This window comes from Pseudoruegeria sp. SHC-113 (assembly GCF_025376885.1).
GTDB lineage: Bacteria > Pseudomonadota > Alphaproteobacteria > Rhodobacterales > Rhodobacteraceae > Pseudoruegeria.
Window position 1 is genome coordinate 1,804,561 of sequence record NZ_JAHUBR010000001.1, and the last position, 14,092, is coordinate 1,818,652.

Below are 14,092 nucleotides of genomic sequence, written 5' to 3' on the forward strand. Positions count from 1 at the left end.
TTTTCTATCTGTTTAGGAGACAGCCATGATCGAGATCATCGACGGCCGCCCCGAAGGCATGCTCGAAGCCAAGCTCACCGGCAAGCTGACGGCGGAGGATTACGAAGCCGTGCTGATGCCTGCCATCGAGGAAGCGCTTTGGGATCGGGACAGCATCCGCTTTCTGGCCCAGATCGGCCCCGGCTTTGACGGCTTCACCGGGGCCGCCGCGCTGGACGATCTGCGCCTCGGCCTGCGCCACTGGCGCGGCTTTGACCGCATCGCGCTGGTGACGGATGTCGGCTGGCTCGAAACCGCCGCCCGCGCGATGGCCTTCATGGCACCGTGTCCGGTGAAGGTCTTCCCGCTGGAAAAGCTGTCTGAGGCGCGGCTCTGGCTTTCGGAAAGCCTCGGCGCGGTGCATATGCAGGATCTGGGCGCAGGCGTGCTGCAGATCCAGCTTCTGGGCCAGCTCGACGCCGCCGTCTACGAGGGCGCGAACGAACGGCTCGACGCCTTCGTGCGCGACAATGACTCGGTGCGCTTCCTGCTCGATCTGCGCGAGTTCGACGGCTGGCTCGGCATCTCGGCCCTGGGGCAGCACTTCAGCCTTGTGCGCGATCACCACCGGATCCCCGAAAAGATCGCCTTCGTCGGCACCAAGGATTGGCAGAAGATGGCCGAACGCATCGCCTCGCGCTTCTTCGCTGCTGAGATCGAGTATTTCGACGGCGCCCAGATCGAAGCCGCGAAGGTCTGGCTGAAAGAGTAGGGCGTGCGCGCAAACGCCGACTGGAAAACCGCTAAGAGCGCTCCCGGCAGACAGTGAGGCGAAGAAATGCTAGGATGCCCTTACACATCCGCCATCAGGGCAGTCTTGTTGCATGATTGAATTCGACGCCGAAACAACGCGTCTTTTGGACAGCGTTTACCAAGGGGCCGACGTCACCCGGCGGCGTCGGGGGGGCTTTGATGCGCTGCAACCGGGGCCGGGTGAGACGATCGTGGACATCGGCTGTGGCAATGGCCTGCTGAGTCTCGAACTGGGGCGTGCCGTCGGGCCGGTGGGCCGTGTTATCGGTGTGGATCCAAGCAGCGACATGCGAAAATCGGCCAGTAACCGATGTGCCGAACATCCGTGGGTCGACATCAGGCACGGTACGGCAGAAGAAATACCGGTTGAAACTGGGGCCGCTGACAAGGCGGTGTCGGTGCAGGTGTATGAATATCTGGCAGATATCCCTGCGGCTTTGGAGGAAGCCCATCGTATCCTCAAACCGGGCGGGCGGCTTGTGATCGGCGATATCCATTTCGACAGCCTTGCCTGGCACAGCGATGCGCCCGAGCGTATGGCGCGTATGATCACGGCGTGGGATCGTCATTTCGTGGAGCGCCGGGTGCCTGCGCTCTTGCCGCCTCTGCTGAGAGACGCCGGGTTCGAGGTCGAGCAGACCATTCCTGTGCCGGTGTGTGACACACAGCTTAGGCCAGACGGGTTGGCGAATATGATGATCATCCTGATGCAGAGATTTGCCGAAAACGAAGGGCTTATCCCGGCTCAGGAAGCGCGCGATTGGGCGTTGGAGCAGCGGCAGTTGGCGGAAAGCGGGCGTTTCTTCTTTTCGCTCACCCATTTCGTGACACGCGCACGCAAACCTGCGTAACGGGGCCCGGCTCCGGCGCGCGTTTTACCTTGCCGTGCGAAGGCCGCCCGGCTTGTTAGCCGCGTTCTAAGCGCGCCGCACGCCCACCCCGGCGCTTCTGCAGGCGCGGGGCGCGGGAGGGCAGCTCTGCCATGATGGCGGCGCGTTCATCGGAGCTCATCTTCGACCAGCCGCCGATCTCGTCTAACGTGCGCAGGCAGCCGGTGCAGATCCGCTCTTGCGGATGCACGACGCAGATGCGGATGCAGGGGCTTTCGATCTCCTGCCGCTGCCAGACCTCGTCTTTCACGCCTCACACGCTCCGTTTCAGATGCGCCAGCCGGTCCAGCGCCCCTTGCAGGATATAGCCCGCCGCCACGTGGTCGATCACCTCGGAGCGACGTTTTCGTGTCGTATCCGCCTCAAGCAGCGCTCTTTCAGCGGCCACGGTAGAGAGCCGCTCGTCCCAATAGGTGATGGGGAGATCGGTGAGGCCCGTCAGATTGCGGGCAAAGGCGCGGGTCTTCTGGCAGCGGGGTCCTTCGGTGCCATCCATGTTGCGCGGCAGGCCCAGAACGATGCCACCGATGGACCGTTTTTCAAGGATCGCCAGTAGGGCGGCGGCGTCCACGCCGAATTTCTTGCGCCGGATGGTTTCCAGCGGGGTGGCCACCGACAGGAAGCTGTCGCTCACCGCCACGCCGATTGTTTTCTCGCCAAAATCAAGCCCGGCGAGCGCGCGCATCGGGGGCAGGGCGGCGGCGAATTCCTCGATCGTTTCACAGATCACTGCAGCACGCCTGCGGCCTGCGCCGCCTCCCGCAGGAGGGCAAGATCCTGATCGTTGCCCGCGAAGACGGCCTGGGATTCCTTCCAGATCGCATCGGCCTGCCCGATCTCGCCCAATACGCCATAGGCGCGGATCAGGCGGGCCCATTCCTCGGCGGGGCCGCCATCGGTGGCGAGCCTGTCGGCAAGGCCCGCGACCATGCCCCGGATCATCGCATCGCGATCCTCGGCATCCATCTCGCTGGCCGCCTGCATGTCCTCGGCGGTCGGGCCAGAGAGCGCCTCGCCCTCGGGCGCAGGCGGCGTGAACTCGACCCCGGCGCGCATCGCGGCCTCGGGGATCTGGCCCAGAAGCGCGTCATACCACGGATCCTCGGGCGTGCTGTCGTTCAGCAGGCCGCGCCACATGCGGTAGCCCATGTCAGGGCGCGCCGTCTGCATGAAGAGAAGGCCCGAGTAATAGCGCGCGGTGCCGTTGGTGGCGTCCCGGCGCAGGGCTTCCGTGAGCGCCTCTTCGGCCTCTGGCGAGACATAGCCCCCGGCAGCAAGGACCATCATATCGGCAAGGGCGGCGTAATCCTCGGCGCGCACGGCATCGCCCTTCAGGTCGATCACCCGCGATTGCGCCTGGTGGGCGGCGACGAAATTGCCAAGCGCGCTTTCGTTCACGGCCAGCAGCTGGAAGCCGCGGATATCGTCGCCCCGTTCGGCCACGGCGGCGCGCAGCCGCTCCACAAGCTCCACATGGCGCGGATCGGCCGGGATCGGCGGCAGGCGTGAAGCCTCCTCGGCAGCCGCCTGACGCGGGCGGCTTTCGCGCAGTTCCTCGGCGAATGTGATGCGCGCCTGCAGCGGCAGATCGCCATAGCCCGGCGCACCGAGCCAGACGTAAAGCCCATAAGTCCCACCCAGAACCGACAGCGCACAGACCGCCGCCATCGCCAGCGTCGCGCCTCGCGGGGCCTCCCGGCTGGGGGCCACGGATTTGGCGGCGCGGTCGGCCTCAAGGATGCGGCGCTGGATTTCCAGCCGGGCGCGTTCGGCGTCATCCTCGCCCACAACGCCCCGTGCCACATCGCGTTCGATGGATTTCAACTGGTCGCGGTAGACGGCAATATCGGGGTTCTCGGCCCCGGCCCCGGCCCCTGCCTGCGGTGCGCGCCGCAGCAGCGCCAGCAGAAGCAGGCAAAGAGAGCCTAAGCCGATGATGCCGGTGGCCAGCCAGAAAGCCATGGATTTTCTCCGTCGTTCCGTGTTTGCTTGAGGTCTATATAGTTTTGAAAGCCGCCTAAAGGCGCAAAAGCGCCGCAAGCCCGCTCACATTTTGCTCAAGGGCGCAGCCGATGTCGCAGAATGCGTCGTTTTCGCCGCTCGCAGTTGCCAGCGGGCTGGCCGAATATACGAAGACATTTGCAGGTTTTCCGTCACCACCGGATTCGATGAGGCCCATGAAACGATACTCCGCTTTCGCCATCGCCAAGGAAGCCCTCACCGGGCATCAGGGCTGGAAACGGGCCTGGGCCAAGGCCCAGCCGAAGAAGAAATACGACGTGATCGTCGTGGGCGCCGGGGGGCACGGGCTGGCGACGGCCTATTACCTCGGCAAGAATTTCGGCATCAAGAATGTGGCCATCCTCGAGAAGGGCTGGCTCGGCGGCGGCAACACCGGGCGCAACACCACGATCATCCGCTCCAACTACCTGCAGGACCCGTCCGCCGCGATCTACGAGAAGGCCCGCAGCCTCTACGAAACCATGAGCCAGGATCTGAACTACAACGTGATGTTCAGCCCCCGCGGCGTGATGATGCTGGCCCAGACCGAACACGAGGTACGCGGCTACAAACGCACCGCCGCTGCCAATGCGTTTCAGGGGGTGGAAACCGAGTTCATCAGCGCGGCCCGCGTCAAAGAGCTCTGCCCGATCATGAACATCGACGGCCCCCGCTATCCGGTGCTGGGCGCGCTCTGGCAGCCGCGCGGCGGCACCGCGCGCCACGATGCCGTGGCCTGGGGCTACGCGCGCGCCTGCTCGGCGATGGGGATGGACATCATCCAGAAATGCGAAGTCACCGGCGTGCACAGCGCAGGCGGCAAGGTCGTGGGCGTGGACACCACCAAGGGCGCCATCGATTGCGACAAGCTCGCCATGGTCGTGGCCGGGCATTGCTCGCATCTGGCCGATATGGCCGGCTTCCGTCTGCCGGTGGAAAGCGTGGCGCTGCAGGCGCTGGTGAGCGAGCCGATCAAACCCTGCATGGACGTGGTGGTCATGGCCAACACGGTGCACGGCTACATGAGCCAGTCCGACAAGGGCGAAATGGTGATCGGCGGCGGCACGGACGCGTTTAACAACTACACCCAGCGCGGCAGCTTCCACCACATCGAGGAGACCGTGCGCGCTTTGGTGGAAACCTTCCCGATGATCTCCCGGCTGAAGATGCTGCGCCAATGGGGCGGCATCGTGGATGTCACCGGCGATCGCTCCCCGATCCTGTCCAAAACGCCCGTCGAAGGGATCTTCGTGAACTGCGGCTGGGGCACCGGCGGCTTCAAGGCGATCCCCGGCTCCGGCTGGGGCATGGCCGAACTCGTCGCCAAGGGCCATTCGCCGCTGACAGAGGATTTCGGCCTCAACCGCTTCACCGAGGGCCGCTTCATCGATGAAAGCGTCGCGGCGGGGGTGGCACATTGATGTGTAATTCTTCTGATTTTTCTTATGCCCGGTGCCCGGCACCGGGCCGCGCTCGACCCTCCCCCCGGGAGGGCGCTTTCCGCGGCCCCCCAGGCTCGGGCGCTGCCCTCCTGTACTGCAAGGAGTCCGCCAAATGCTGATCCTCACCTGCCCCTATTGCGGCGTCACCGGCGAAGAAACCGAATTCGCGGCGGGCGGCGAAGCCCATCTCAAACGCTTCGGCCCCGGCTCCTCGGATGCGGAGTTCGAAAGCTATCTCTTTGCCCGCAAGAACGAAAAAGGCGTCACCTTCGAGCGCTGGCGCCACGCCAACGGCTGCGGGAAATGGTTCCACGCCGCCCGCTGCACCGTGACGCTCGAAGTCTTCGGCACCTACAAGGCGCAGGTCACCGAACCCCCGGCAGAGATCCTCGCCACCATCAGAAAGCGCCGCCCCGGTTGGGAGCCTGCCGCCTGATGCGCCCACTTTGTTCTGAAAATATCTCCGGGGGGTGCGGGGGGCAGGCAGCCCCCCGCGTCCTCCGCCAGCCACGCAGGAACCCGCGCCCATGAGCACCCGTCTCGCCACCCAAGGCCGCCTGATCGACCGCGAGAAGCGGCTGGAGTTCACCTTCAACGGCAAGCGCCTGCAGGGCTACGCCGGCGACACGCTCGCCGCCGCGCTGCTGGCCAATGATCAGATGCTCGTGGGCCGCTCGTTCAAATACCACCGCCCGCGCGGCATTCTTGCCTCCGGTGCCGAAGAGCCCAACGCGCTTGTCAACCTTGGCGAGGGCGGTCGGTTTGAGCCCAACCAGCGTGTCACCACCACCGAGCTGTTTGACGGGCTCAAAGCCACCTCGCAGAACCATTTCCCGAGCCTTGAGTTCGACATCGGCGAGATCAACAACTCGCTGGCCCGCTTCCTGCCCGCAGGTTTCTACTACAAAACCTTCATCCACCCGCGCTTCGCGTGGAAACATATCTTCGAGCCCGTGATCCGCCATTCCGCCGGCCTCGGCAAAGCCCCGAAAGAGGCTGACGCGGACCGCTACGAGCATTTCTACGCTTTCGTGGACGTGCTGGTGATCGGCGGCGGCATCGCCGGGCTTCAGGCCGCGAAAGCCGCCGGTGAGGCCGGGGCCAAGGTTCTGCTGATCGAACAGGAGGCCCACTGGGGCGGCCGCGCGCCGGTGGACGGCGCCGAGATCGACGGGAAACCGGCCGAAGACTGGGTGAAGGACACCCTGCAAACCCTTGAAGGCATGGAGAATGTCACCCTTCGCAATCGGATGGTGGGCGCAGGCGTCTATGATCACGGCTATGCGCTGGGGTATGAGCGCCTCGCCGATCACATTCCGGGAAGCGATCTTCCGCGCCACCGGCTCTGGCGGATCCGCGCGAAACAGATCGTCACCGCGACAGGGGCCATCGAACGCCCGCTCTCCTTCGCCGGAAACGACATCCCCGGCGTGATGCTGGCCTCCGCCGTGCGCGATTACGTGGTGAACTACGGCGTTTCACCGGGCGACCGGACCGTTGTCGTCACCAACAACGATGATGCCTACCGCACCGCGCTTTGCCTGAAGAAGGCCGGGCTCGACGTGCCGATGATCGTGGACGTGCGCCCGCTCGTCACCGCGCCGCTGGCCACGCAGGCCCTGCAGGCCGGGATCCGGGTGGAAACCGGCAAGGGCATCGCCAAGGTCAAGGGCCGCAAGCGCGTCACCGGCGTGGCGCTGTGCCTGCAGGCGGGCGAGGGTAGCGTGATCGAAGAGGTTAAATGCGATGCCGTGGCCATGTCCGGCGGCTTCTCGCCCGTGGTGCACCTCTGGTCCCATTGCGGCGGGAAGCTGACATGGGATGCCGCGCAGGCCCATTTCAAACCCGATCCCACCCGCGCCCCCACCGGGGCGCAAGGGGAGGCTTTCGTCGCTACCGCGGGCATGGCCTCGGGCGCGATGAGCACGGGCGATGTGCTGGCCGATGCCGATGCCGCCGGGAAAGCCGCCGCCAAATCCGCAGGCTTCACCCCGCGCCGTTTCGCTGCGCCGAAGGCGGCTGCGGAGCCTTGCGAGCCGATGGCCCCGGTCTGGATGATGCCGCAGGGGGCCTCGCTGGATCTGCGCATGAAGATGTGGCTCGATTTCCAGAACGATGTGAAAGTGTCGGACGTGCAGCTCGCCGCGCGCGAGGGCTATGAGAGTGTCGAACACACCAAGCGCTACACCACGCTCGGCATGGCCACCGATCAGGGGAAACTCTCCAACATCAACGGCTTGGCCGTGCTTGCTGATGCACTTGGGGAGGATATTCCGCAGGTCGGCACCACCACCTTCCGCCCGCCCTACACGCCCATCTCCATGGGCGCGATTGCCGGGGAAGCGCGGGGCGCGATCTTCCAGCCCCTGCGCCGCACGCCGATCCACGGCTGGCACGAGACCCACGGCGCCCATTGGGAGCCTGTCGGCCACTGGCGCCGCCCCTATGCCTTCCCAAAAGCCGGCGAAAGCGTCGAAGAGGCCGTGCACCGCGAGGTGCTCAACACCCGCAAGCGCGTCGGTCTGCTGGATGCCTCCACGCTGGGCAAGCTCGTGGTGAAAGGGCCGGATGCGGGCAAGTTCCTCGACATGCTCTACACCAACATGATGAGCACGCTGCCCGTGGGCCGATGCCGCTACGGGCTGATGTGCAACGAGAACGGCTTCCTCTCTGACGACGGCGTCGTGGCGCGGATCGACGAGGAGACATGGCTCTGCCACACCACCTCGGGCGGGGCGGACCGGATCCATCAGTGGATGGAGGAATGGCTGCAGACCGAATGGTGGGACTGGAAGGTCTACGTCGCCAATCTCACCGAACAATACGCCCAGATCGCCGTTGTCGGCCCCGATGCCCGCCATGTGCTGGAGCGGCTGGGCGGCATGGACGTGTCCAAAGAAACGCTGCCCTTCATGGGCTGGCAGGAAGGCAAGCTCGGCGATTTTGACGCGCGCGTCTTCCGCATCTCCTTCTCCGGAGAACTCTCCTACGAGATCGCGGTGCCGGCCTCGCAGGGCATGGCCTTCTGGGAGGCGCTCTTGGAGGTGGGCAGCGCCTACGGGATGCAGCCCTATGGCACCGAAGCGCTGCACATCATGCGGGCCGAAAAGGGCTTCATCATGATCGGCGACGAGACCGACGGCACGGTGATCCCGCAGGATCTGGGCCTTGGCTGGGCGATCAGCAAGAAGAAAGAGGATTACCTCGGCAAACGCGCGCAGGCGCGTTCGCATATGGACAACCCGGACCGCTGGCAGCTCGTGGGGCTAGAAACCGTGGACGGCTCGGTGCTGCCCGATGGCTGCTACGCGATCGGCGAGGGCACCAATGCCAATGGGCAATCCGAGATGTTTGGCCGGGTGACCTCCACCTACCACTCGCCGACGCTCGGCAAGGGCATCGCCATGGGGCTCGTGCAAAACGGCCCTTCGCGCATGGGCGAGGTGATCCGCTTTGGCCTGCCCGACAAGAGCTTCGTGGAGGCGCGGATCGTGGATCCTGTCTTCTACGACAAGGAAGGGGAGAAGCAGAATGTCTGATCTCGCAGTCAGCGCGCTTGCGGGCGCTCAAAGCTCCGGTATTGCCAAGGTCTCCGAGGCGGGTATGCGCGGCATGATCACCCTGCGCGGCGATTTTGCCGATGCCGGCTTTGCCGAGGCGGTGAAAGCGGTGACAGGCTGCGATCTGCCCGGCCAACGGAACGTGGCGGAGCAGGGCGGCAAGGGCGTGGCCTGGATGTCGCCCGATGAGGTGCTGATCATGGTGCCCCATGATGAGGCCGAGGCCGCCGTTGCGCAGCTTTGCCAAGCTTTGAAGGGCAGCCATTTCATGGCAGTCAACGTCTCGGACGCGCGGGCGGTTTTCACCATTGAAGGATCGGGCGCGCGCGAGGTGCTGGCCAAACTCGCCCCGGTGGATCTGTCACCGGAGGCCTTCGGCACAGGCGAGATCCGCCGCACGCGGCTGGCGCAGGTGCCCGCGGCCTTCTGGATGTCGGGCGATGAGGAGTTAACCCTCGTGGCCTTCCGCTCGGTGGCGCAATACGTGTTTGATCTGCTCACGATGAGCGCCTCCGAAGGCAGTGAGGTCGGATTTTTCTGAGAGGCGCGCAGGGTTCAGGCGGAAAGCGGCAAAGCCCGGGCCGATCCCGCGAAAGCGGCAAGAAATCGGCCCGCCACCCCTTGACCTTTGCCGCCGCCGCATTCCATCTAGCGCGTGAAGTTATACCTCTCGACCTCGAAAAGGATGATCCCCATGGCTTTTGAACTTCCCGATCTTCCCTACGCTCACGACGCGCTGGCTGATGCCGGCATGTCCAAGGAGACGCTGGAGTACCACCACGACCTGCACCACAAGGCTTACGTTGACAACGGCAACAAGCTGATCGCCGGCACCGAGTGGGACGGCAAGAGCCTCGAAGAGATCATTGTCGGCACCTACGACAAATCCGCCGTTGCTCAGAACGGCATCTTCAACAACATCTCCCAACTGTGGAACCACAACCAGTTCTGGGAAATGATGGGCCCGGGCAAGTCCGCGATGCCGGGTGAGCTGGAAAAGGCACTGGTTGAGTCCTTCGGCTCCGTCGATGAGTTCAAATCCCAGTTCTCCGCCGCTGGCGCTGGCCAGTTCGGCTCCGGCTGGGCCTGGCTCGTGAAGAACGCCGACGGCTCGCTTGCCGTGACGAAAACCGAGAACGGCGTGAACCCGCTCTGCTTCGGCCAGACCGCGCTGCTGGGCTGCGACGTATGGGAGCACTCCTACTACATCGATTTCCGCAACAAGCGCCCGGCCTACCTGACGAACTTCCTCGACAATCTCGTCAACTGGGAAAACGTCGCCTCCCGCATGTGAGCGGCTGCGCGACAGACTGAACAGAAGCCGTCGGGGTGTCCGGCGGCTTTTTTCGTGAGAGCTAGATTGGCCTGTTTCACCAGAAACAGGCACGCGCCCGCCCGCCCCACGGCGGGCGCGTATCCGCGCCCACCCGTGCGGCCGCTTTCCGCTTTTTTGCAACCTCTTTTTGCGACACGAGACCAAAACCATGCGCAAACATATCTCCCAAGGTTCCCCCTTCGAGGCCGCCATCGGCTATAGCCGCGCCGTCGTGGACGGCGACTGGATCTTCGTGGCCGGCACCACCGGCTTTGACTACGCCACGATGACGATTTCTGACGACCCTGCCGAACAGGCCGCACAGGCCCTGACCAACATCGCCTGGGCGCTGGAGCAGGCCGGGGCCAGCCTCGATGACGTTGTGCGCGTGCGCTACATCCTGCCCAACGGCGATGATTTCGAGCCCTGCTGGCCGGTGCTGGGCAAGGCTTTTGCCGTGGCCAAGCCCGCCGCCACGATGTTCATCGCTGGGCTGGCTGATCCGCGCATGAAGATCGAGATCGAAGTCACCGCGCGCAAAGGCTGAGCCTTGCCTTCCCCGCCTGCCTGTGCGCTGGTGCAGACAGGCGAAGCGGGAAAGGCAGGCGGATGACGGAGGCACGCAAGGGCATACTGGCGATGGTTGCCGCTTGCGCGATCTGGGGGCTGTCCGCGCTCTATTACCGCCTGCTCACCCATATCCCGCCGCTGGAAGTGCTGGCCCACCGCACGCTCTGGTCGCTAGTGTTCTTCGGCCTCGTGCTGCTGGCACAACGCCGCCTTGGTGAGGTGCGCAGCTTGCTTGTCAACGGGCAGGCGCTCTGGCTCGTGGCGCTGGCCAGCCTGATGATCTCGGTGAACTGGTTCCTGTTCATCCTGTCGATCCAGATCGGCCGGGCGGTGGAGAGCAGCCTTGGCTATTACATCTTCCCGCTGGTGGCGGTGCTGCTGGGGGCGGGATTCTTTGGCGAACGCCTGAGCCGGGCGCAGTGGATCGCTGTGGGGCTCGCCGCCTTTGCCGTGCTGGGGCTCACGCTGGGGCTTGGCGTTGCACCGTGGATCTCGCTCGCGCTTGCGATCACCTTCGGCCTTTACGGTGTGATCAAGAAGAGCCTTCCGGCTGGGCCTGTGGTTTCCGTCACCGCCGAGGTGGTGCTGCTGTTACCGCTCGCGCTCGTCTGGCTCTGGGGCGTGCATGTGCTGGGCTGGGAGGGGCTGACGGGCCGCAACGTGGCTGCCTTCGGCCAAGGCTGGCGCGAAAGCCTGCTGCTGGCCTGCGCCGGGCCGATGACAGCCGGCCCGCTGATCCTGTTTTCCTACGCCTCGCGCCGCATCCCGCTGTCGACGCTGGGCCTCGTGCAATACCTGAACCCGACGCTGCAGTTCCTCGTGGCGGTGCTGGTTCTGGGAGAGCCCTTCACCCGCTGGCACGCGCTGGCCTTCCCGATGATCTGGGCAGCGCTCGCGCTCTACACGCTGGACGCCTTCCGTCAGGAGAGAGCGCTGCGCAGGGCCTCGGTGAGCGCGGGCACGTCGTCAAACATGCGGTAGAAATCCTTGATCGTGGCGTCGGCGAAGCCTTCCTCCACCACGTGATCCATAAGTGCAGCGAGCGGTGCCCAGTAATCGGCGGTGTTGAGGAAGAAGATCGGCTTCTCATGCAGGCCGAGCTGTCGCCACGTGAGCACTTCGAAGAACTCGTCCAGCGAGCCCGCGCCGCCGGGCAGCACCACAATCGCGTCGGAGTTCATATACATGACCTTCTTGCGCTCATGCATGTTCTCCGTCACCACGAAACGGGTGAGATCGCGCTTGCCGACTTCCCAGTCCAGCAGGTGGGTGGGGATCACGCCGAAGGTCTCGCCCCCGGCGCGCTGAGTGGCATTGGCCACCGCGCCCATCAGCCCGACATCGCCTGCGCCATAGACCAGCCGCCAGCCGTTTTCCGCGATCGCCGCGCCCACCGCGCGGGCATCGGCCTCGTAGGCGGCATGGCGGCCCTTGCGCGAGCCGCAGTAGACACAGACGGATTGTGTTGAATTAGCCATGAATTCAATTCTTTCGCTGCCATTGCCTTGGCCCCTGATAGCCGCCTTTGCTAGGTTGGCGCAACGCGCTCCTGCTGCTGGAGTGTCACTTGGGGAATACGGAATATGGCAAGCTCGTCCTTCGCTGGTCTGAGCGGCGGCATCCTCGCTGGTGCTGCCGTGGCCGTGGCTCTGGCCGCCGGCGGATATTTTTTCTATCAATCGCAACAGGATAACCCGGTGGAGCCGGTGACGCTCCCGGTGCAGCCCGAACCGCAACCCGGCGGGGAAACCCCGCAGGAGGCGACGGCGGAGGCATCAGACGCGGCCCCCGAGCAAACGCCGGAACCGGTGTCTGATACCGCCGAAGCCACCGCCGCACCTGCGGCGGAGCCGGCACCCAAGGCTGTGGCCGCAGATGAGGCCGCTGTTGGAGAAGCTGCCACTGAGGCGGCGCAAAGCAGCGTCGAGGCGGAGGCCCCCGCGCAAACCGAGACCGTCGCCACCGCGCCGGAAACCGCGCCGGAAGCCGCTGAGCCCGAAACCGTTGCAAGTGATGCAGAACCCATAGCCGCCCCCGCGCAATCCGACGCGGGTACGCAGGCGCAGGACGGCGCGCAGGTGCAAGCCGAGGCCGATGGACAGGCCGCAACGCGCGCAGAAGCGCCCACTGCTGAAAGCGCCGAAGCCGCGCCTGCGGATACTCCTGACCAGACGCCCGCCCAGACTCCTGCCGCGCAAAACCCGGCCCCGCCCACGTTTGATGTCGTGCGCATCGATGCCGAGGGCAACGCGCTGGTGGCCGGGGCAGGCCAGCCCAACGCCGCGATTGCCGTTCTGCTGGACCGCGCCGAAATCGCCACAACCGCCGCCGACACCTCCGGCAAGTTCGTCGCGCTCTTCTCCGTCGATCCCAGCCCGCAGCCCCGCGTTGTCTCGCTGGTGATGACAACGAACGGGCTGCGCGTGGGCTCCGATGAATCTGTGATCATCGAGCCCGTCTCCCTGCCGCTTGCCGCGGTCGAGGCCGATAAGCCTAAGCCGGAAACGGCCGCCACCGAGGCGCTTGCCAAGGCCGAGGCGCCCCAGCAGGAGGCGGAAACCGCCCCGCAGGCTGCTCCGGCAGAGGCCAGCGCTGCAGCCGATCCAGCCACAGCGCCTTCCACAGAGACACCCGTGCAGGCTGATGTCTCTAGCCAACAGGCGGCGGACACCGAGACCGCCACGGCGGGCGCGCAAACCACGCCTGAAGCGTCGCCCAGTGAGGTGGCCTCGGCAGAGCCTGCCCAGACACAGGCCGCCCCCACTGCCAAACCCGCCCCCCGCGTGCTTCTGGCCGATCAAACCGGCGTGCGCGTGCTGCAGGATGGCGCAGACGCGGGCGTGCTGAGCATCGACACCGTGGGCTATACCGCCACCGGCGACGTGCAGATCGCGGGCCGGGGGCTTTCGGGCCAGACCGTTCGGCTCTACCTGAACGGCGCCGTCATCGCCGATGCGCCGGTGTCGGATGCAGGCGGCTGGAGCACGGTGCTGGCCGGGGTCGCACCGGGCATCTACACCCTGCGCGCCGATGAGATCGGGGCCGACGGCAAGCTCTCTGCCCGCACAGAGATCCCCTTCAAACGCGAAAGCGCCGAAGTGTTGGCCGAAGCCCTTGGCGCGACAGCCGCGCCGGTGGCGGACGCAAGCCAGGAGGGGGCGGACGTCAGCACAGCGCAGGCTCCTGCCACGGATGCATCCACCGAAGCCCCTGCGGAAACGGCCCTAGTGGCCGACGGCGCAGCCGCGCCCTCGACAGAGGCCCCCGCCACGCCGGAGGCGTCCGCGCAGGTGGAAACGCCCACCCCGGCGCAAGCCCCAAGTGGTCCGGTGATCGTCACCGTGCAGCCGGGCTTCACGCTCTGGGGCATCGCTTCTGAAACCTACGGCGACGGCTTCCTTTACGTGAAAGTCTTCGAGGCCAATGCCGATCAGATCCGCGACCCGGACCTGATCTATCCGGGCCAGATCTTCACCGTTCCGGAGTAAAGGCCGGAGGAACCCTGGGACCCGATGCACAGGC

15 protein-coding genes are annotated in these 14,092 nt (G+C 65.5%); 10 read left to right on the forward strand and 5 right to left on the reverse strand.

The annotated features are described in order from the left end of the window. The first annotated feature begins 25 nt into the window (after window positions 1-25). Both KVX96_RS09010 and KVX96_RS09015 read left to right on the forward strand, forming a co-directional pair. Window positions 26-751: an STAS/SEC14 domain-containing protein gene (locus KVX96_RS09010; protein ID WP_261194056.1), complete on the forward strand. Its 726-nt coding sequence runs from the start codon at window positions 26-28 to the stop codon at window positions 749-751. Between the two features lie 112 nt (window positions 752-863). Beyond that, entirely contained in the window at window positions 864-1,643 is a 780-nt protein-coding gene (locus KVX96_RS09015) for a methyltransferase domain-containing protein (protein ID WP_261194057.1), read from the forward strand. Window positions 1,644-1,698: 55 nt separating this feature from the next. Here KVX96_RS09015 and KVX96_RS09020 read toward each other — a convergent pair whose 3' ends face one another. From KVX96_RS09020 to KVX96_RS09035, 4 genes are read right to left on the reverse strand one after another with little or no spacing between them, the layout of a single operon-like run. Next, complete coding sequence (locus tag KVX96_RS09020; protein ID WP_261194058.1) at window positions 1,699-1,932, reverse strand: DUF1289 domain-containing protein; 234 nt, start codon at window positions 1,930-1,932, stop codon at window positions 1,699-1,701. Window positions 1,933-1,935: 3 nt separating this feature from the next. Beyond that, window positions 1,936-2,412, reverse strand: coding sequence for a Holliday junction resolvase RuvX (ruvX, locus tag KVX96_RS09025; protein ID WP_261194059.1), 477 nt, complete (start codon window positions 2,410-2,412; stop codon window positions 1,936-1,938). Continuing rightward, window positions 2,409-3,644: a c-type cytochrome biogenesis protein CcmI gene (gene ccmI / locus KVX96_RS09030; RefSeq protein ID WP_261194060.1), complete on the reverse strand. Its 1,236-nt coding sequence runs from the start codon at window positions 3,642-3,644 to the stop codon at window positions 2,409-2,411. Before ccmI ends, ruvX begins: the two co-directional genes overlap by 4 nt. A gap of 55 nt (window positions 3,645-3,699) precedes the next feature. After that, window positions 3,700-3,861, reverse strand: coding sequence for a hypothetical protein (locus tag KVX96_RS09035; protein WP_261194061.1), 162 nt, complete (start codon window positions 3,859-3,861; stop codon window positions 3,700-3,702). Here KVX96_RS09035 and KVX96_RS09040 point away from each other — a divergent pair. The 7 genes from KVX96_RS09040 (at window position 3,860) to rarD (ending at window position 11,551) form a co-directional block, all read left to right on the forward strand. Next, window positions 3,860-5,104 carry a sarcosine oxidase subunit beta family protein gene (locus KVX96_RS09040; RefSeq protein ID WP_261194062.1) on the forward strand — a complete coding sequence of 415 codons (1,245 nt, stop codon included), beginning with the start codon at window positions 3,860-3,862 and terminating at the stop codon, window positions 5,102-5,104. The genes KVX96_RS09035 and KVX96_RS09040 overlap by 2 nt on opposite strands. A gap of 133 nt (window positions 5,105-5,237) precedes the next feature. After that, a complete protein-coding gene (locus KVX96_RS09045) occupies window positions 5,238-5,561 on the forward strand; it encodes a sarcosine oxidase subunit delta (protein ID WP_261194063.1) in 324 nt (107 codons plus the stop codon). A 91-nt stretch (window positions 5,562-5,652) separates the two neighbouring features. Next, window positions 5,653-8,664, forward strand: a complete 3,012-nt coding sequence (locus tag KVX96_RS09050; protein ID WP_261194064.1) for a sarcosine oxidase subunit alpha family protein — start codon at window positions 5,653-5,655, stop codon at window positions 8,662-8,664. Continuing rightward, window positions 8,657-9,226 (forward strand): sarcosine oxidase subunit gamma, encoded by a 570-nt coding sequence (locus KVX96_RS09055; RefSeq protein WP_261194065.1) that lies wholly within the window; start codon window positions 8,657-8,659, stop codon window positions 9,224-9,226. Before KVX96_RS09050 ends, KVX96_RS09055 begins: the two co-directional genes overlap by 8 nt. Before the next feature lie 153 nt (window positions 9,227-9,379). Beyond that, complete coding sequence (locus KVX96_RS09060; protein ID WP_261194067.1) at window positions 9,380-9,979, forward strand: superoxide dismutase; 600 nt, start codon at window positions 9,380-9,382, stop codon at window positions 9,977-9,979. Between the two features lie 190 nt (window positions 9,980-10,169). Beyond that, window positions 10,170-10,547, forward strand: a complete 378-nt coding sequence (locus KVX96_RS09065; RefSeq protein WP_261194069.1) for a RidA family protein — start codon at window positions 10,170-10,172, stop codon at window positions 10,545-10,547. A gap of 62 nt (window positions 10,548-10,609) precedes the next feature. After that, the gene (gene rarD / locus KVX96_RS09070) at window positions 10,610-11,551 is read left to right on the forward strand and encodes an EamA family transporter RarD (protein WP_261194072.1); all 942 of its coding nucleotides are present in this window, start codon (window positions 10,610-10,612) and stop codon (window positions 11,549-11,551) included. Here rarD and KVX96_RS09075 read toward each other — a convergent pair. Next, window positions 11,491-12,048: a TIGR00730 family Rossman fold protein gene (locus KVX96_RS09075; protein WP_261194074.1), complete on the reverse strand. Its 558-nt coding sequence runs from the start codon at window positions 12,046-12,048 to the stop codon at window positions 11,491-11,493. The genes rarD and KVX96_RS09075 overlap by 61 nt on opposite strands. 105 nt (window positions 12,049-12,153) lie before the next feature. Between KVX96_RS09075 and KVX96_RS09080 the strand changes: the two genes are divergently transcribed. Next, complete coding sequence (locus tag KVX96_RS09080; RefSeq protein ID WP_261194076.1) at window positions 12,154-14,058, forward strand: LysM peptidoglycan-binding domain-containing protein; 1,905 nt, start codon at window positions 12,154-12,156, stop codon at window positions 14,056-14,058. The last annotated feature ends 34 nt before the right edge of the window (window positions 14,059-14,092 follow it).

Excerpts from the sequence above, each read along its gene's own strand:
- KVX96_RS09010 (WP_261194056.1), top strand. The coding sequence starts at position 26 with ATGATCGAGATCATCGACGGCCGCCCCGAAGGCATGCTCGAAGCCAAG.
- KVX96_RS09015 (WP_261194057.1), top strand. The coding sequence starts at position 864 with ATGATTGAATTCGACGCCGAAACAACGCGTCTTTTGGACAGCGTTTAC.
- ccmI (WP_261194060.1), bottom strand. The coding sequence starts at position 3,644 with ATGGCTTTCTGGCTGGCCACCGGCATCATCGGCTTAGGCTCTCTTTGC.
- KVX96_RS09040 (WP_261194062.1), top strand. The coding sequence starts at position 3,860 with ATGAAACGATACTCCGCTTTCGCCATCGCCAAGGAAGCCCTCACCGGG.
- KVX96_RS09035 (WP_261194061.1), bottom strand. The coding sequence starts at position 3,861 with ATGGGCCTCATCGAATCCGGTGGTGACGGAAAACCTGCAAATGTCTTC.
- KVX96_RS09045 (WP_261194063.1), top strand. The coding sequence starts at position 5,238 with ATGCTGATCCTCACCTGCCCCTATTGCGGCGTCACCGGCGAAGAAACC.
- KVX96_RS09050 (WP_261194064.1), top strand. The coding sequence starts at position 5,653 with ATGAGCACCCGTCTCGCCACCCAAGGCCGCCTGATCGACCGCGAGAAG.
- KVX96_RS09055 (WP_261194065.1), top strand. The coding sequence starts at position 8,657 with ATGTCTGATCTCGCAGTCAGCGCGCTTGCGGGCGCTCAAAGCTCCGGT.
- KVX96_RS09060 (WP_261194067.1), top strand. The coding sequence starts at position 9,380 with ATGGCTTTTGAACTTCCCGATCTTCCCTACGCTCACGACGCGCTGGCT.
- KVX96_RS09065 (WP_261194069.1), top strand. The coding sequence starts at position 10,170 with ATGCGCAAACATATCTCCCAAGGTTCCCCCTTCGAGGCCGCCATCGGC.
- rarD (WP_261194072.1), top strand. The coding sequence starts at position 10,610 with ATGACGGAGGCACGCAAGGGCATACTGGCGATGGTTGCCGCTTGCGCG.
- KVX96_RS09075 (WP_261194074.1), bottom strand. The coding sequence starts at position 12,048 with ATGGCTAATTCAACACAATCCGTCTGTGTCTACTGCGGCTCGCGCAAG.
- KVX96_RS09080 (WP_261194076.1), top strand. The coding sequence starts at position 12,154 with ATGGCAAGCTCGTCCTTCGCTGGTCTGAGCGGCGGCATCCTCGCTGGT.